The sequence below is a fragment of the Ruegeria sp. YTSA168 genome (assembly GCF_059610045.1).
The window spans coordinates 246,894-263,727 of record NZ_JBXWMW010000001.1 but is presented as its reverse complement, the minus strand read 5'-3'; the positions used below and the strand labels follow the sequence as shown (position 1 = coordinate 263,727).

The following is a 16,834-nucleotide window of genomic DNA, read 5'->3' as shown; positions in this document are numbered from 1 at the left end:
TCTCTTCTCCTCCTTACGCTGACCAGATTTTACAGAGAGTCGCTTTGGTCTCTTGCATCTGGGTCACTGAATCATAGCCATAGGTCTGAGCGGTGTTGGTACTTTCGCCCAGTACATAGGGGTCTGCACCAGCGGGATATTTATGCCGCTGATCTTCGCCCTGGAAATGGCCACCAAAGTGGAACGGCATGAAGGCCACACCGGCACCGACCCTGTTGGTCAGCATCGCCATAACCTTGACCTTACCGCCCTCAGGACCCTCGACCCAGACCTGCGATCCGTCCCGAATACCAAGGTTGTTGGCATCGCGCGGATTGATCTCGACGAACATGTCCTGCTGAAGCTCGGCCAGCCACGGGTTCGACCGTGTCTCATCGCCGCCGCCTTCATATTCGACCAGACGACCTGACGTGAGGATTATCGGGTAATCCTTTGAAAAGTCGTTCTTTTGGATCGAAGCGTAAAGGGTGGGCAGGCGATAGGCCTGACGGTCCTCGTAGGTCGGATAGTCCGCAACCAGATCGCGCCGGTTGGTATAAAGCGGCTCGCGATGCAGTGGGATCGGATCCGGGAAGGTCCAAACAACCGCGCGGGCTTTGGCGTTCCCGAAGGGCGCACAGCCATGCTCGATCGCAACCCGCTGGATACCGCCCGACAGGTCGGTTTTCCAGTTGGTCTCTGGTCCCGCAACGGCGTCAATGGCTGCACGTTCGTCAGCCGTCAGATCACCATCCCAGCCAAGGTCCATCAGCATCTGCATCGTGAATTCGGGATAACCATCCTGAATTTCCGATCCAACGCTATAGACCCCTTCAGCCAGCAGGTTGTCACCATCGCGTTCCACGCCAAAGCGCGCGCGGAAGGTCAGGCCGCCTTCGGCCACCGGCTTGGACATGTCATAGAGGTTTGGTGTCCCCGTATGCCCCATTTCCGGCGTTCCCCAGCAAGGCCAAGGTAGACCGTAATACTCGCCGTCGTTTGGCCCACCGATGGCTTGCAGCGTGGTTCTGTCGAACGTGTGCTGGTTGGCCATATGGCTTTTCAGGCGCTCTGGCGATTGTCCGGTATAGCCGATGGTCCAGAGGCCCGCGTTGAACTCACGTGTGATGCTTTCAACATTCGGAGTTTCCGGGTCGTCCATCTCGATATTACGGAACAACCGATCCGCCCAGCCGAACTTGTTGGCGAACTTGGCCATGATGACCTCGTCCGGCAGGCTTTCGAACAGCGGATCGACCACCTTATCGCGCCATTGGAGCGAGCGGTTCGAGGCGGTGACCGAGCCACGGGTTTCGAACTGCGTACACGCAGGCAACAGATAGACGCCATCGGTGCGGTCATGCAGAACGGCGGAAACGGTAGGATACGGGTCGATCACGACCAGCATGTCCAGCTTCTCCATCGCCGTCTTCATTTCCGTCATCCGGGTCTGCGAGTTGGGCGCGTGGCCCCACAGAACCATGGCGCGGACGTTATTGTCCTGATCCATGTTGGCCGGGTCTTCCAGAACACCGTCGATCCAACGAGAGACCGGGATGCCGCGTTCATTCTGAAGCGGTTTATCCTTGCCGTCCTTGTCCTTGATCGTGGCGAACTGACCTGCCAGCCATTCGGGGTCTTCCCCCCAGACACGGGCCCAGTGACCCCAAGCCCCTTTCGACAGGCCATAATAGCCGGGCAGGGTGTGTGACAGAACACCAAGGTCGGTCGCGCCCTGTACGTTGTCATGGCCACGGAAGATGTTGGTGCCACCCCCCGAGGTGCCCATGTTGCCAAGCGCAAGCTGCAGCACGCAATAGGCGCGCGTGTTGTTGTTGCCGTTGGTGTGCTGGGTCCCACCCATGCACCAGATCACGGTGCCGGGGCGGTTATTGGCCATTGTGCGGGCAACGCGTTTCAGCTGTGAGCCGGGCGTGCCGGTGACGCGTTCGACCTCATCCGGGTTCCACTTGGCGACTTCCTCACGGATCTGGTCCATGCCCCAGACACGGGTGCGGATGAACTCTTTGTCTTCCCAACCGTTGTCGAAGATATGCCACAGGATACCCCAGATCAGCGCCACGTCTGTGCCCGGACGGAACCGGACATATTCATCCGCATGGGCTGCCGTGCGCGTAAAGCGCGGGTCACACACGATCAACGGGGCGTTATTCTGCTCTTTCGCGCGCAGAACATGCAGCAGCGAGACAGGGTGCGCCTCGGCCGGGTTGCCGCCGATGATGAAGATGGCCCGAGAGTTGTGGATGTCATTATACGAATTGGTCATGGCGCCGTAGCCCCATGTATTCGCAACACCCGCAACCGTGGTCGAGTGGCAGATACGGGCCTGATGATCCACGTTGTTCGTGCCCCAATAGGCGGCGAATTTGCGGAACAGATAGGCCTGTTCGTTATTGTGCTTGGCCGAACCCAACCAGTACACGCTGTCCGGCCCGGATTCCTGACGGATGTTCATCATGCCGTCGCCGATCTCGTCGATCGCCTGCTCCCAGCTGATGCGTTTCCACTCGCCACCTTCCTTTTTCATCGGATATTTCAGGCGGCGCTCGCCATGGGCATGCTCGCGCACCGAGGCCCCCTTGGCGCAATGTGCACCCAGGTTGAACGGGCTGTCCCAGCCGGGTTCCTGCCCGACCCAAACGCCGTTCTGCACTTCGGCAACGACGGTACAGCCGACCGAGCAGTGGGTGCATATGGATTTGATATTCTCGACGGCCTGATTGGCCGCTGTCTGGGCACTGGCTGGCGTCACGGTTCCACCCGTAGCGCTGATCGCGGCGAGGCCGCCGATCGTCAGGCCCGAGCCACGCAGGAATGCGCGGCGATCGACGGTTTTCTCGCCGACCTGGGACAGGATACTTGTCCGCTGGGGGCGTCTCGCAACCCCGTTGGTCTTTTTCCTAAGCATTTCTTTCCTCCCTTGCTGGCCATGATGATCATGGCTGGCTTGGTAACTGCGAAACCGACGTCAGGGCCAATCGCAACCGTCAGTCGGGTAGATGACATCGTCCAGCTGGTGCGCCGGGCGCGGTCGTCGTGCTGAAAGCGCGCTTTCAAGTGGCTTAGAAGCGCGCGCTTTCCAGATACGCACGGGTGTGCGGCGTATCCTGCATGCGAGTCTCGTCCGTGGGCAGCTCGGCTGCTTCGGCTTGACCGCTTAGGCTGGCAGCGGCAACAGCAGCAGGCGCTGCGGTTCCGGCCAGTTTCAGGAAGTCGCGGCGCGTTGCGCCTTCTTCCTTCGTCGTGCTCATGGGTGTCTCCTCTCCCATTTGCGATCTAGCGCCAATTCGGGCGCTGGCGAGTGGCGGGTTATGCCGCCGTCATTCGGAACGCCTCGCGTTCGATCTCCATGAACACCCGACCGGCAGTACCGACCGAGGCATAGAGAACCGAATTTTCAGCGGCTTCCAAATCCGAATAGAAATGCGCGGCCCAGGGACCGATATGTTTGTTCCAGAACGCTTTCTGGTCATCCAACAAGGCAGGCGCACCAAAGCGTCCAACGATCATGCCCGCCATCATCTCCATCAACGAGGCGATGTTGTCTTCGGGTTCGAACACATTCTGCGCCCGAGTTATGCCGCGCACGGCCATATCGTTACGCAATTGCGCCAAGGGTTTTTCGTTCAGGAACCCAGTCAGATAGAAACTGGCATAGGGCAGCAGCTCACCACGCCCCAATCCGATAAACAACGCGTTGAATTCGCGCTCGGCGGCGGCGGGTTTGGTGACCTTTGCTACGCGCGACATCGCCTGAATGGCCTGTCCCAGATCGGTTTCATCGCCGCTTAGCCCCGCCATCTGGTCCAGCAGCAATTTATCCGGTGGACCGGCCAAAAGCAGACCGAGGAAATTGTAGAAATCCGCGCGCAGCCGATCCTCGGCTGAGATATCCAGTGTTTGCGCGTTATCTGCGGTCATGCGTTATCCTTCGAATTCAAATCTCATACGACGCGGGGCAGGGGGAAGCTCTGCGATCTCTTCGGCCGCATCCCGTTCGACCATAGCGACGGGTTCGGGGGCAGGTTCCGCAGCTACGACCGGATGGGTCTCGGACTCGTCCTCGGTCTCTTGAGCCTCGGTCTCGACTTCTTGTTCTTCGGTCTCAGCCGCCAGTGCCTCGACATGGGCCAGCATCCCTTTGCCAACCTGATACGCGGTTTGCAGGTTCTCGATCACGCAGGCCGCGTCGGTGTAATCCTCGCCGTAGTCGACAAGACCATCCACATTGGCCAGCACCGGGTTCAGACGCCACAGGCGTCGCAATGCGCGGCGGCGCAGGCGGTCTGGCACCGCTTTGGCCATGAAACCCGAGACATCATCGCCCGCCTGCAAGTGATCCGGGTCGGGCAAGTTGAATTCGGCCAATATTTCGGCGTCGCTTTTTTCTTCCAGCTCGGCCTGCCGAAGGGCAATCACCTGTTCTTCGGCGGCGATAACTTCAGCCTCAGCTTCGGCCTGAACGGCAGCCTTGCGGCGAGACCAGAAATCGCGGGACTGGGTCATTGCACAACCCTCCGCGGCGCGCGGTAGACGTCTGAATCCTGCCGGATCCGCGCATCGCCTTTGCCATCTTCCACCAGATCGGTCCGTTTCTTGTCGCGGCGGCGCTTGATGAAAACCTCATCACGGTGGTGTTCCAAGGTAAAATCGCGCACCCAGGCAATCAAACCTTCGGACATCGGGATCTTCTCGACCAGTTCCTCACCCGTATCCGCATAGTCCTGGCCTTCGAACGGAGAGGCAGTGATCAATACCGCATCCATCGGGCGTTCCCCGTCCAATGCATCGCGTAGAACCAGATAGATCGACGGTTGCCCGTCAGACAGGTTGACCATGTAGGCCTCAGTCTCATCCACCCATAGGGTCAGGGGCAAGGTGGCGGCGTGGTATTCGACAGCATCGCCCTCGCGGCGCAGTTCAACCCAATCCGCAGGGCCTGCACCCGGCAGGGCAGCGACCGCGCGCCAGTTCCACTTGGCCCAGCGGGTTACCCCGGGCGTTTTGCGCACGATGACGCCAACTGGCATTTCGATACAGCTTGCGGCCTTGGCCACTGGCTCCTCCCCGTAAGGCTCTCCCGTGCCTTAACTTGCGTCTACTATGGTACACAAAATACCGATCTGCCAAGCCTGTATTATGTGCAAATCCGCGTGATCGACAAAAATTTAACATGTGAAACTCTGAGTATTTCTATAAGAAAAAAGAAGCCTTGCAGATTGTTGGTTACAATTCGGTCTGAGTTTCAAGTGTGGATTGTAAGCTGCGGCATACCATCTAAAGTGGGCACCTAAGGAAGCTGTCCGGGGGAGGGACATGGCCACCAAACTTATTCTATGCGACTGTGAAGGATCGCAATCCGTCGATGCTGCGCGGATCGGATCCGCCTGCGATCTGGAATGTTCGAAGGTTCACACCGGATTGTGTACCCGCGAACTTGGGCTGGTGGCCGATTTTCTGACAGGCGATGACCCGGTGCTGATTGCCTGTGGGCAAGAGCAGGAAGTGTTTCGGGACCTGGCCGAAGACCTGGGTGTTGAACCGCCCGCTTTTGTGGACATCCGGGATCGTGCGGGTTGGTCAGAGCAGGCGCAAGATGCGGCCCCTAAAATGGCTGCACTGGCGGCTGAGGCCATGATCCCGATGCCCATTACACCTAGCGTGGATGTGATTAGCGAGGGGACCTGCTGCATCATCGGCCCCTCCGACGTTGCGTTCGAACTGGCGGATCGTCTGGCCAACTTGCTGGCCGTGACGGTTCTGACAACTGATGGCGGCCATCCCATGACCCGATCTTTTGACGTAGTTCAGGGGCAGGTACGGTCGGTCACTGGCGCGTTGGGGGGATTTGTGCTGCGGATCGATCAGCTGCGGCAATTGGAGCCTGGGGGTCGCGGGGCTTTCGCCTGGTCCGATCCGCGTGACGGGGCCAAATCCACCTGCGACATACTGATTGATCTGACAGCTGGCACACAGCTGGTTCAGGCCCCTGCCAAGCGCGAAGGGTATCTGCGGGCAGATCCGCGCGATCCGTTGGCGGTGGCCCGTGTGGCGTTTGACGCGGTGCAACTGGTCGGGACGTTTGAAAAACCGCTTTATGTGCGGCTTGAGGAAACGCTCTGCGCTCACTCACGCGCTGAACAGGTCGCTTGCACCAACTGCCTTGATATCTGCCCAACCGGTGCGATCACATCTGCTGGAGAGCATGTCGCAATCGACCCGATGATCTGTGCAGGTTGTGGGGCCTGCGCCGCTCTGTGCCCTTCGACCGCGATCACCTACGAGGATCCTCCGGTATCAGCAATCCTGTCGCGGATGCACGTTCTGGCGCGCACCTATCGGCGGGCGGGTGGCACTGTGCCACGCCTGCTTGTGCACGATGCGCATGGGGCCGAGATGATCCGCCTGGCCGCGCGTTTTGGCCGTGGCTTGCCCGCCGATGTGATCCCGATGGAGCTGAGCGTCATCTCGGGTTTCGGCCATGCCGAAATGTTGGCCGGTCTGGCCCATGGGTTTGCACGGGTGGATGTATTGCTCGCGCCAACAACTGAGCGGGATGCGCTGGATCGGGAACTCGCGCTGGCTTTGGCCATCGCCACAGATGCCGGTCTGAGCCTTATTGATGAGCCCGACCCGGACGCGTTGTCTGATCTGCTTTATGCGCAGGCTGTTCCGGCACCGCTGATAGACTCTGTGTTGCCATTGGGCAATCGCCGACAGATCACGCGGCTGGCGGCACAAGCTTTGAACCCAATGAAGCAAGAGCCGCTATCTTTGCCAGAGGGCGCCCCGTATGGTGCGGTTGCAGTGGATACAGACGCCTGCACCCTTTGTCTGAGTTGCGTTTCGCTCTGTCCTTCAGGGGCGCTGATCGACAACCCGGATAAACCACAACTGAACTTTCAGCAGGATGCCTGCCTGCAATGCGGCCTATGCCGGAGCATTTGCCCCGAGGATGCGATTGCGCTGGTGCCACAACTGGATTTGAGCGATACGGCCCTGTCGCAACAGGTATTGAACGAAGAGGAACCCTTTGCCTGTGTCGAATGTGGCGCCCTGTTCGGCGTGAAATCGACGGTGGAACGCATCATGGAGAAACTGTCGGGCACGCACCCGATGTTCGCCTCTTCCGAGCAGGCGCGGATGATCCAGATGTGTGACAATTGCCGGGTCGAGGCGCAGTTCAAGTTGGAGGACAATCCGTTCCGGTCCAATCCCAAGCCGCGGGTTGTGACGACGGATGATTACTTCTCAAAGCGGAAAGATCATTGATGCTGCAGCGGCTTGCCCAGATCCGCCGCTTCAATGATCGAGACAAAGGCCAGGATCGCGTCGAGGTCATCCAATGTCATCTCAACCGGATGGATGGGCGACGGGCGCGTCGGATCGAAGGGCGGCGTCAGCCCATCGATTTGGGTAAAGGCGGGGTGCGGGTTCAGCGCAAAGAAGGCCTGAAATCGTTCGTCCCAATCCGGAAGACTGCGCAAAACCGCGAAAGAGGGGGTCGAGCCCAATCCGTTCATCCGGTTTCTTGGACCGATAACATGGCAGCGACCACAATGGGTCATCGAAAGCTCCTCACCCAGGGTCACGTCACCCTCGGGTGTGGTTGCTTCATCGGAAACGGCGACCTCAAAACTGGCGCTAAAGGGCGCGCCCTGATCGGGTGCAAAGCTTTCGATCGTGCGTTTTCCGATCTCGGATATCAGCCAATCCCGGAACCGGGCCTGCCGGGGATCGTCCTGAATGTTCAGATGGTAGGCGATACCGCCGCGGGCAAAGACCGGATCACCGGCTGGGCCCGCCGTCAGCGACATAACACCGCTTTCATCCGCAATAACGCGTATCCCGGTCTTGAGCGAAAAGCGTGGAAGAATATGTTGCAACAGGCCGGTGTCTGTCACCTCGGACGGGGCGGCCAGGCCGATGGCCTCTTGCGACCCGGAAGGGGTGGCGGTGAGCGTCAGGCTGAGGCACAACAGGACAAAGCGCATGGCCAAACCTAACGGCCAACAGGCAAATGCGTCAAATGAACTAGGAAAGACGGAGACAGGTGCGATGAAATGCAGCCATGCGATGGGGCAGGTTTTGGGGATGAAGGCATGAGTGTCCGTGACGCGGTTCTGGCGAACCTAAAAAAGATCACCGATCCGGTATCCGGTCAGGATATTGTCAGCGCAGGCGTTGTCCGTGCGCTGAATGTCGAAGGCGATACCGTCCGGTTTGTCATCGAGATCGATCCCAAACATGCCGAGCGCATGGAACCCGTGCGCGCGGCTGCCGAACAGGCCGCACAGATGGTGGATGGGGTCGCCAAGGTCTCGGCCATGATGACCGCACATTCCGATAAGGCCCCGCCGGATCTGAAGCCCAAGCCCAAACCATCGCAGACCGGCCCGCAGGCCGTACCTGGCGTGGATCGGATCATCGCCGTAGCCTCGGGCAAGGGCGGGGTGGGTAAGTCCACCGTATCCGCGAACCTTGCCTGTGCATTGGCTGCCGAAGGGCGGCGTGTGGGTCTGCTGGATGCGGATGTCTATGGCCCGTCGCAGCCCCGGATGCTGGGTGTGTCAGGACGTCCGGCCAGCCCCGATGGCAAGACGATCCTGCCGCTGCGCAATCACGGCGTTACCATGATGTCGATGGGTCTGATGACCAACGAAGGGCAGGCGGTCGTCTGGCGGGGTCCGATGCTGATGGGCGCATTGCAACAGATGATGAGCCAGGTGCAATGGGGCGCGCTGGATGTTCTGATCGTGGACCTGCCGCCGGGCACCGGCGACGTGCAACTGACGCTCAGCCAGAAATTCCAGGTGGATGGCGCCATCGTTGTCTCAACCCCTCAGGACGTGGCCCTGATCGATGCCCGCAAAGGGATCGACATGTTCAATCAGCTCAAGACGCCGATCCTGGGGATGATCGAAAACATGTCGACGCACATCTGTTCGAACTGCGGGCACGAGGAACATATCTTTGGCCATGGCGGTGTCGCCTCTGAGGCTGAGGGCCTGGGTGTTCCCCTGTTGGGAGAAATTCCGCTGCATCTGGATATCCGCCTAGCCGCAGATGGCGGCGCGCCGATCGTGGTCAGCAAACCAGACAGTGCGCAGGCAGAATCCTTCCGCAAGATTGCCCGCGACCTGATCGCCAAAGGTAACGCATGACCGATCCGGTCTTCCCTCCGCTACTGACCGGTCTCGCCGCGAAGGGGGGCGAGGATCCGTGCGAAAAGGCACAGGCCATGGCAGCCCTGGGCTGTGATGCGGGCACGGTGATCCACAATATTCAGGCTGACCGCCTGCGCGTGGCCATCGTGTTCGCGCCCGAGGTGCCGTTGCAGGACGCGATGGCGATGCTACCGCTCTGTGCTGTTGGGTTTCAGAACGCTTTGGGCGCGCTGGCCCCGCCCGAAGTGGCTGTGCATCTGGGGTGGGATGGGCTGATTTGCGTGAACGGCGCAAAATGCGGGCAGTTCCACGTCGCGGCCTCGTCCTCCGATCCCGCGCAGATGCCTGACTGGCTGGTGATCGGATGGGAACTGGCACTGCTGCAAACCAGTGATGCGCCCGGGAACACGCCTGATATTACCGCGCTTTACGACGAAGGTTGCGCCGACGTGTCTGCTACTCAACTGGTGGAAAGCTGGTCACGGCACATGCTGACCTGGCTCAACCGCTGGCAAGAGGATGGCAATGGGCCGCTGCACGGCGAATGGCTGGGCCTTTTGCGCGGAGTAGGAGAACCTCTGGCCGAAGGGGGCGTCTTCCTAGGTACGGATGAACGATTTGGCATGTTGATCCGGTATGGTGAAGAGACCCACCTGCGCCCGCTGACAGAGCTATTGGAGGCAAACCAATGAAACTCGCCCGCGCGATCCATTTCGATGAAAGCGATATGAACGTGTTTCATTCCCCTGCGCGGACCGGGGAATGGTGCATCTCGGGCGGGTTCGAGTTTTCGAACTGGGGGCAGGGCGATCTTGAAGGGAAATCCCGACAAGCTTTTGCCAATGGTTGGTTGGGGCTGGAAACCTTTGGGCGCGTGACCTTTGTCGCGGTGACCCAGATTGAAGCGGCAGAAAAAGATCAGATCATTCAGAATCTGGCCGAGCATTTCGTGCAGTTCTACGGTGCGCCTTCAGTCGAAGCGGCACATGGCGTGGCGCAATCGGAAATCGATCATATGTCGGAGCTTTGCGAGGACCACGCGCCAAACACGCTGTTGACCGTCGCACGCGAGCTGACGGAAAGCGGCGTGCATGAAGCGTTTCGGGTGATCACACCGCAAGAGACGCAGTTAGAGGCGCTGGCCGTGCATGGGTCGCTTGACGATTAGACGTTGTCGACAAAACCACCGAACTGACCGCGTTTAAAGATCAGGCCTTTGCCAGTGCGGTACATCACCTGTTCGACCTGACCCACAAGGATCAGGTGATCCCCGGCTTCATGTTTGGTGTGCAGCTCGCAGTCGAACCTAGCCAGACATTCGGCCAGTTGCGGGCGACCGGCTGCGTCCAACTCCCACTTGGCATGTGAGAAATCGGTGCCGTCGCGGGCGAATTTTAGCGCGGCGTCCTGTTGTTCCTGCGCCATGACGTGGATCGCATAGTGCTGGCAGGAATTGAACGCGTTAAAGCGAAACGAGTCTTTGGCCAGACACCACAGCACCAAAGGCGGATCCAGCGACACGGATGCAAATGAGTTGACCGTAATCGCACGGGGGCCGTTTTCCGTATGTGTGGTGACAACCGTAACACCGGTCCCAAAACAGCCCAAAGCCGCGCGAAAATCGCTGCTTTGATCTGGGCCGGGGATAAAGGTCTTCTCGGTCATCGTACGCTCTTGTCTTCGCCGCGCCTCAGGTGCCATGCAGCAAAGGCTTTGTCCATCAAAAGCTTGCCCCGGCAGTCGTTCAGCCCGAAAGCCGGATCAATGCGTCAGCAGGCGAATTGGGAGATCTGGTAGGCCCGGCAGGACTTGAACCCGCAACCAAAGCGTTATGAGCGCTCTGCTCTAACCAATTGAGCTACAGGCCCGCCTGAGCGCTTTGAGTATCACGGTGAACGCCCGCGTCAAGCCTGACCGTTGCAACAAGACGCACAATCGACTAACCCGCCCGAAAAGCATTCTTAAGGGACCTACCATGACAGCGGGCAAGAACGGAATCACCTATGCCGATGCGGGTGTGGATATTGATGCAGGCAACGCGTTGGTTGATCGGATCAAACCCGCGGCCAAGCGGACGAACCGCCCCGGTGTGATGAGCGGCCTGGGCGGCTTTGGTGCACTGTTTGACCTCAAGGCAGCAGGCTACGACGATCCCATCTTGGTCGGGGCGACTGACGGTGTGGGCACCAAGCTGCGGATCGCTATTGATACTGGTGTTGTTGACGGTGTTGGCATTGATCTGGTGGCCATGTGTGTCAACGATCTGATCTGTCAGGGCGCTGAGCCTTTGTTCTTCCTTGATTATTTTGCGACCGGCAAGCTGGACACAGATACCGCCGCCCGGATCATCGAAGGGATTGCCGAAGGTTGCGCGCAGTCGGGTTGCGCGCTGATCGGCGGAGAGACGGCCGAGATGCCAGGCATGTATCCCGATGGTGATTTCGATCTGGCCGGATTCTCGGTTGGTGCAATGGAACGGGGCGCTGACCTGCCCGACGGTGTCCAGGCCGGCGATGTTCTTTTGGGGCTTGCCTCGAATGGGGTGCATTCCAACGGCTATTCGCTGGTCCGCAAACTGGTTGAGATCTCGGGTCTGGGCTGGGACGCAGACTCACCCTTTGGCGTGGGCTCGCTGGGCGAGGCATTGCTGACGCCGACGCGCCTTTATGTAAAACCCGCACTGGCTGCGATCCGGGCAGGGGGCGTGCATGCGCTGGCCCATATCACAGGCGGTGGCTTGACCGAGAACCTGCCGCGCGTGTTGCCCGAAGGTTTGGGGGGCCAGATCGATCTGGATGCGTGGGATGCGCCCTGGGTCTTCAACTGGATGGCCAAAACCGGCGGGATTTCTGAAGCTGAGATGCTGAAGACCTTTAACTGCGGCATTGGCATGATCGTGGTTTGCGCGGCTGACCAAGCAGATGCGCTGTCAGCTTTGCTGACCGAAGCGGGTGAGGACGTCTCGCGCATTGGCGTCATCACCGACGCAGAAGGCGTGGCCTATTCAGGCAAGTTGCTGTGAGCCACAAGCGCGTTGCGATCCTGATTTCGGGGGGTGGGTCCAACATGGTGTCGCTGGTCGACAGCATGACAGGCGACCACCCTGCGCGGCCCTGTCTGGTCTTGTGCAATGATGCGCAAGCGGGCGGATTAACGAAGGCGCAGGAGCGCGGCATTGCAACCGCCGTGGTGGATCATCGCCCCTTCAAGGGCGACCGTGCCGCCTTTGAGGCCGAGCTTCTGAAACCGCTGGAACAGGCGCAACCAGACATCGTGTGCCTGGCCGGGTTCATGCGGGTTCTGACGGCTGATTTCGTCTCGCGCTTTCAGGGGCGGATGCTGAATATCCATCCGTCACTACTGCCCAAGTACAAGGGCCTGAACACCCATGCGCGCGCCATCGAAGCAGGGGACGCGGAACACGGCTGCACCGTGCATGAAGTGACCGCGGCTTTGGATGACGGCCCGATCCTTGGTCAGGCGCGGATTGAGGTTTCACCGGGCGATACACCCGATGATCTGGCTGCACGGGTACTGCTTTGGGAGCACAAATTATACCCCGCAGTGCTGCGTCGTTTCGCGGATGGCAACAGTTCACGCCTTATGCTGCCCTGATCGCCCCTGAGTGATTTACAGATCCCTAAAATTCGTCCTATGGTCGCATCTATCGCTCGGGACGCGGAAAATCGGGCAGTCACATAAAGAACAAGAGCAAGAATAGTACGGCGCATGAAAACCCTGACGACGACGCAAGAGCTGGCCGAGTTTTGCTCGGCTGCTGCAGGCTATCCCTATGTCACTGTAGACACCGAGTTTCTGCGCGAACGGACCTATTACTCGAAACTGTGTCTGGTGCAGCTGGCCGTACCATCAGAAGATGAGGGCAGCGCCGTTCTGGTCGACCCATTGGCGGATGGTCTGTCGCTTGAGCCGCTTTACGACTTGTTCCGGGATGATAGCGTGGTCAAAGTGTTCCACGCCGCCCGGCAGGATCTTGAGATTTTTTGGGTTGAGGCCAATGTCTTCCCAACACCGTTGTTTGACACGCAGGTTGCCGCAATGGTCTGCGGTTTTGGCGAACAGGTGGGGTACGAAACTCTTGTACGCAAAATCTGCAAACAGGGTGTCGATAAGACGTCGCGCTTTACCGATTGGTCCCGGCGGCCGCTGACGGATGCGCAAAAAACTTATGCCTTGGCGGATGTCACGCATCTGCGCAAGATCTATGAACACCTGGCGGCGGAGCTGGAAAAGACGCGCCGCAGCCACTGGGTTGCGGAAGAGCTGCGCACCCTGACCCAGTCGCAAACCTATGACATTCAGCCCGAGGATGCCTGGAAACGGGTCAAGACGCGCACCAATTCGGCCAAGTTTCTGGCCGTTGTGCGAGAGCTGGCGCAATTCCGCGAGGAGTACGCACAGGAAAACAACGTGCCGCGCAATCGGGTGTTCAAGGATGATGCCTTGATCGAATTGGCCTCGACTAAGCCCAAAACACCCTCTGATCTGGGTGGCTCTCGCCTATTGCTGCGCGAGGCGCGCAAAGGCGCGATTGCCGACGGTATTCTGGCCGCAGTGAAACGCGGCGTGAATTGCCCGGCGGACAAGCTGCCCAAAGTTGATAACTCGCGGGATAAACTCAAGGTTAACCCGGCGCTGGCTGATCTATTGCGCGTGCTCTTGAAGTCAAAGACCGAAAGCTCCGGGGTGGCGGCCAAGCTGATCGCCACAAGTTCGGAACTGGATCAGATCGCGGCGGGCGAGCGTGACTTGCCCGCCATGTCCGGATGGCGCTTTGAAGTGTTTGGTGAAGACGCGCTGAAACTGTGCGAAGGCAGGATCGCACTGGCCGCCAAAGGACAAAACGTCAAAGTCGTCTCGCTATAGACGCAGTCAGCGCCGACGCGATTCCAATGCGTTCTGCTGTCCGACCACACGCACCAGGCGGATGCCTTCCAAGTCCTGCGTCGAGACATTGATGGCGTCCGACACCATGCGCGTCCGTTCGGACCCTTGCGGCGTCTGAGTTTTGGGGTAGTCGACGCGGAATGTGTATTCCAGGATACCGTTCTTCTGGTTGTCTTCCGAGTCCACCCGGACCAGTCGCGCATCAAACGCACCCTGGCGGATTGCAGTGCCCGAGGCATAGACGATGGCGCCCGACGGGATGGGTTCGATCCGCAGCTCATCAACCTTCGCAATCGGCACGCTGGTATCTTCTTCTTCGGGGCGTGCGAACAAGCCGCCACCCTGACGTTCCTGCGGAACCAGAGCGTTCGCATCATCTGCTGGGGGGGCTTCAACCGGGGTTGATCTGCTACCGCCGAACCAGTTTGACGGGTTGACCCGCGAATCCCGCCAGCCGCAGGCAGACAGGGTCAGTGAGACGACGACAAGTAAGGACAGAGGTTTCAGCATGGACCCACAGCTTTATGATGGCAGTTCAGCCAATGGGTTAGCGCAATTTCCACGCCTTGAAAAGCCACGGCAGGGGCTGGACAGCGATGATGGCTGAGCTTAGGTCACAATTGTGAAGATAACGCAAGGATCGCCCCGCCATGGCAACGCCCGCCTTTGAAGAAATCGTTGAGGATTTTGAGTTTCTCGAGGACTGGGAAGACAGGTATCGCCATGTGATCGAACAAGGCAAGGCGATGGAACCGTTGGACGACGCCTTCAAGGTGCCTTCGACCAAGGTGGATGGATGCGCCAGTCAGGTCTGGCTGCAACCTGTGATCGAGGATGGCACATTTCGCTTTGACGGGGATAGCGACGCACTGATCGTGCGTGGCCTGATCGCGGTATTGCGTTCTTTGTATAACGGACTACCCGTGGCAGAGGTTCTGAAAGTGGATGCAGGGGGTGAGTTGGCCCGTCTGGGGCTGCATGATCACCTGTCTGCGCAGCGATCAAACGGGTTGCGCTCAATGATCGAGCGCATCCGCGAGGTCGCGCAACAAAACGTCTGACACCATCGCTTAGCGGTTGGCCCAGTCTTTTAGCGTGACTTCAAGATCGCCATAGCCGGTCAGGCGACGCTCGAACGCCAATCCCATCTTTTCAGCGCAAGCACGGGCGCGTTCGGTCAGGGCCGGATCGTCCGTCTGCGCCAGATAGATCAGCTTGGTGTAATTTCCGAAATACATCTCACGCAGGTCTGGGTGACGGTCCAGACCCAATGGCTTCCAGACAAAGGCATCGAACTGCCGCGCCAGAAAATCCGTCAGATAGAAGGCGGTTGTTTCATCATCTCCGCGGTCAGCAAAGGTCTCATTGCCTTCGAAAAACGAATAGCAATGCGGGCCTTTGATCATCTCGACCCCGAGCCTTTGGCAGGCTTTCTGCAACAGCCCTCCGGTGCCGCAATCTGCGTAAACGACGAAGATCTGATCATAGTCGTCACGATGTTTCGCAACTGTATCCTCGACCGCCTGTGTGATGCGATCCGGATGGATATGCAGGATCGCGGGCAGGCAGGTCAGGGCCATATGATCCCAGCCGTTGCGCTTTTTCAGGTCGAGGATCTCGCGCGCCAGGGCACCGCAGGCGATCAGCAAAATCTGCTGCTGACCAACATTCTCGGAATATCCATCGGTGGTCAGGCTTGCGTCGTCAGGTAAAGTGTTCTGTGGCATGGCTTTGAACCCGTCTGCTTCTGGATAAGAGAATGATCTTTAGCGCAGGAAGGCAAGTCTGGTGCCGACATTCCTATTGTGGCCACCGACGCTTACTGTACAAACTGATGATAAGCTGGCGCTGCACCACAGCCGCGCACAAAAAAAAGCCGCCCAAGATGGGGCGGCTTTGGCTTGGTGTGCTTAGTCGGATCAACCGGCCATTTGGTTGTGCTTGCGGGAAACGAACTCCTTAGCGGTTTCAACCGCAACGGCCGCATCCCGGCAGTAGGCATCAGCGCCGATGGCCTTGCCGAATTCTTCGTTCAACGGCGCACCGCCGACCAGAACGATATAGTCATCACGCACGCCTTGCTCGACCAGCGTGTCGATCACGACCTTCATGTAGGGCATGGTTGTGGTCAGCAGGGCGGACATGCCAAGAATATCAGGCTCTTCGCTTTCCAGCGCTTCAAGATAGTTTTCGACCGGGTTGTTGATGCCGATATCGACAACTTCGAAACCTGCACCTTCCATCATCATCGAAACAAGGTTTTTGCCGATGTCGTGGATGTCACCTTTGACGGTGCCGATGACCATTTTGCCAACGCGCGGCGCACCGGTTTCGGCAAGCAGCGGCTTGAGGATAAACATGCCGCCCTTCATCGCGTTCGCCGCCAGAAGAACTTCGGGTACGAACAGGATACCGTCGCGGAAGTCATGTCCCACGATGGTCATACCGCCAACTAGCGCTTTGGTCAGAATATCGTACGGCACCCATCCGCGTTCCAGCAGGATGTTCACACCTTCTTCGATTTCTTCTTTTAGGCCGTCATAAAGATCGTCGAACATCTGTTCGACAAGTTCATCGTCATTCAGTTCGGACAGGACGATATCTTCTTCATCAGACATGGGGCGTTTCCCTGAGCTGTGTGGGCCAATGGCACCAAGATGGCATTTTTTCTGTTTTGGCCAAAACGCCGCAGTTTGACTGTGACGATTGCGACCTCAGTCGTTTCGGGACCGACCTATAAGAGAGAAAATTGCACAGGG

The 16,834-nt window shown here is 58.8% G+C and carries 18 protein-coding genes and 1 tRNA gene; 8 read left to right on the top strand and 11 right to left on the bottom strand.

Translation table 11 applies throughout. From position 1 onward, the window contains the following. Window positions 1–13: 13 nt before the first annotated feature. The 5 genes from AC2FFE_RS01335 to AC2FFE_RS01315 all read right to left on the bottom strand — a co-directional run bounded on the left by AC2FFE_RS01335 (window position 14) and on the right by AC2FFE_RS01315 (window position 5,057). Window positions 14–2,908: a formate dehydrogenase subunit alpha gene (locus tag AC2FFE_RS01335; protein ID WP_496818552.1), complete on the bottom strand. Its 2,895-nt coding sequence runs from the start codon at window positions 2,906–2,908 to the stop codon at window positions 14–16. A 154-nt stretch (window positions 2,909–3,062) separates the two neighbouring features. Then, window positions 3,063–3,251 (bottom strand): twin-arginine translocation signal domain-containing protein, encoded by a 189-nt coding sequence (locus tag AC2FFE_RS01330; RefSeq protein WP_480827516.1) that lies wholly within the window; start codon window positions 3,249–3,251, stop codon window positions 3,063–3,065. Between the two features lie 58 nt (window positions 3,252–3,309). Then, window positions 3,310–3,921 (bottom strand): TorD/DmsD family molecular chaperone, encoded by a 612-nt coding sequence (locus tag AC2FFE_RS01325; RefSeq protein ID WP_496818551.1) that lies wholly within the window; start codon window positions 3,919–3,921, stop codon window positions 3,310–3,312. Window positions 3,922–3,924: 3 nt separating this feature from the next. Further along, window positions 3,925–4,506, bottom strand: coding sequence for a DUF3306 domain-containing protein (locus AC2FFE_RS01320; RefSeq protein WP_496845646.1), 582 nt, complete (start codon window positions 4,504–4,506; stop codon window positions 3,925–3,927). Next, window positions 4,503–5,057, bottom strand: coding sequence for a DUF3305 domain-containing protein (locus tag AC2FFE_RS01315; RefSeq protein ID WP_480549037.1), 555 nt, complete (start codon window positions 5,055–5,057; stop codon window positions 4,503–4,505). Before AC2FFE_RS01315 ends, AC2FFE_RS01320 begins: the two co-directional genes overlap by 4 nt. A gap of 259 nt (window positions 5,058–5,316) precedes the next feature. Between AC2FFE_RS01315 and AC2FFE_RS01310 the strand changes: the two genes are divergently transcribed. Beyond that, the gene (locus AC2FFE_RS01310) at window positions 5,317–7,272 is read left to right on the top strand and encodes a 4Fe-4S binding protein (RefSeq protein WP_496845645.1); all 1,956 of its coding nucleotides are present in this window, start codon (window positions 5,317–5,319) and stop codon (window positions 7,270–7,272) included. Here AC2FFE_RS01310 and AC2FFE_RS01305 read toward each other — a convergent pair. Further along, the gene (locus AC2FFE_RS01305; protein ID WP_496845644.1) at window positions 7,266–7,994 is read right to left on the bottom strand and encodes a hypothetical protein; all 729 of its coding nucleotides are present in this window, start codon (window positions 7,992–7,994) and stop codon (window positions 7,266–7,268) included. The genes AC2FFE_RS01310 and AC2FFE_RS01305 overlap by 7 nt on opposite strands. 108 nt (window positions 7,995–8,102) lie before the next feature. Between AC2FFE_RS01305 and AC2FFE_RS01300 the strand changes: the two genes are divergently transcribed. From AC2FFE_RS01300 to AC2FFE_RS01290, 3 genes are read left to right on the top strand one after another with little or no spacing between them, the layout of a single operon-like run. Beyond that, window positions 8,103–9,164 carry an Mrp/NBP35 family ATP-binding protein gene (locus tag AC2FFE_RS01300; protein ID WP_170532826.1) on the top strand — a complete coding sequence of 354 codons (1,062 nt, stop codon included), beginning with the start codon at window positions 8,103–8,105 and terminating at the stop codon, window positions 9,162–9,164. Beyond that, window positions 9,161–9,859, top strand: a complete 699-nt coding sequence (locus tag AC2FFE_RS01295; protein WP_496845643.1) for a biotin/lipoate--protein ligase family protein — start codon at window positions 9,161–9,163, stop codon at window positions 9,857–9,859. The genes AC2FFE_RS01300 and AC2FFE_RS01295 overlap by 4 nt, the downstream gene beginning before the upstream one ends. Further along, window positions 9,856–10,335, top strand: a complete 480-nt coding sequence (locus tag AC2FFE_RS01290) for a DUF6505 family protein (protein WP_480862458.1) — start codon at window positions 9,856–9,858, stop codon at window positions 10,333–10,335. Before AC2FFE_RS01295 ends, AC2FFE_RS01290 begins: the two co-directional genes overlap by 4 nt. On the opposite strand, the gene AC2FFE_RS01285 is transcribed toward AC2FFE_RS01290, so the two are convergent. Together AC2FFE_RS01285 and AC2FFE_RS01280 are read right to left on the bottom strand one after the other, a co-directional pair. Beyond that, complete coding sequence (locus tag AC2FFE_RS01285; RefSeq protein WP_480549045.1) at window positions 10,332–10,832, bottom strand: flavin reductase family protein; 501 nt, start codon at window positions 10,830–10,832, stop codon at window positions 10,332–10,334. The two genes, AC2FFE_RS01290 and AC2FFE_RS01285, sit on opposite strands and share 4 nt — an antisense overlap. A 126-nt stretch (window positions 10,833–10,958) precedes the next feature. Then, window positions 10,959–11,035 (bottom strand) — tRNA-Ile (locus AC2FFE_RS01280). Window positions 11,036–11,142: 107 nt separating this feature from the next. On the opposite strand from AC2FFE_RS01280, the gene purM reads away from it, so the two are divergent. From purM to rnd, 3 genes are all read left to right on the top strand, one after another. Continuing rightward, window positions 11,143–12,189: a phosphoribosylformylglycinamidine cyclo-ligase gene (gene purM, locus AC2FFE_RS01275; protein WP_496845642.1), complete on the top strand. Its 1,047-nt coding sequence runs from the start codon at window positions 11,143–11,145 to the stop codon at window positions 12,187–12,189. After that, window positions 12,186–12,782: a phosphoribosylglycinamide formyltransferase gene (purN, locus tag AC2FFE_RS01270; RefSeq protein ID WP_496818543.1), complete on the top strand. Its 597-nt coding sequence runs from the start codon at window positions 12,186–12,188 to the stop codon at window positions 12,780–12,782. Before purM ends, purN begins: the two co-directional genes overlap by 4 nt. Before the next feature lie 114 nt (window positions 12,783–12,896). Then, window positions 12,897–14,054 (top strand): ribonuclease D, encoded by a 1,158-nt coding sequence (gene rnd, locus AC2FFE_RS01265; protein WP_496818542.1) that lies wholly within the window; start codon window positions 12,897–12,899, stop codon window positions 14,052–14,054. A 6-nt stretch (window positions 14,055–14,060) separates the two neighbouring features. Here rnd and AC2FFE_RS01260 read toward each other — a convergent pair whose 3' ends face one another. Then, window positions 14,061–14,585, bottom strand: a complete 525-nt coding sequence (locus AC2FFE_RS01260; protein ID WP_496818541.1) for a hypothetical protein — start codon at window positions 14,583–14,585, stop codon at window positions 14,061–14,063. Between the two features lie 140 nt (window positions 14,586–14,725). On the opposite strand from AC2FFE_RS01260, the gene AC2FFE_RS01255 reads away from it, so the two are divergent. Beyond that, window positions 14,726–15,136, top strand: coding sequence for a SufE family protein (locus AC2FFE_RS01255; protein ID WP_496818540.1), 411 nt, complete (start codon window positions 14,726–14,728; stop codon window positions 15,134–15,136). A gap of 9 nt (window positions 15,137–15,145) precedes the next feature. Here the strand turns inward: AC2FFE_RS01255 and AC2FFE_RS01250 are convergent, their stop codons facing one another. Both AC2FFE_RS01250 and AC2FFE_RS01245 read right to left on the bottom strand, forming a co-directional pair. Beyond that, on the bottom strand, window positions 15,146–15,802 hold the full coding sequence (locus AC2FFE_RS01250) for a DUF1638 domain-containing protein (RefSeq protein WP_496845641.1): 657 nt from the start codon (window positions 15,800–15,802) through the stop codon (window positions 15,146–15,148). Window positions 15,803–15,994: 192 nt separating this feature from the next. Continuing rightward, a complete protein-coding gene (locus AC2FFE_RS01245; RefSeq protein ID WP_496818537.1) occupies window positions 15,995–16,693 on the bottom strand; it encodes a corrinoid protein in 699 nt (232 codons plus the stop codon). Window positions 16,694–16,834: the final 141 nt, after the last annotated feature.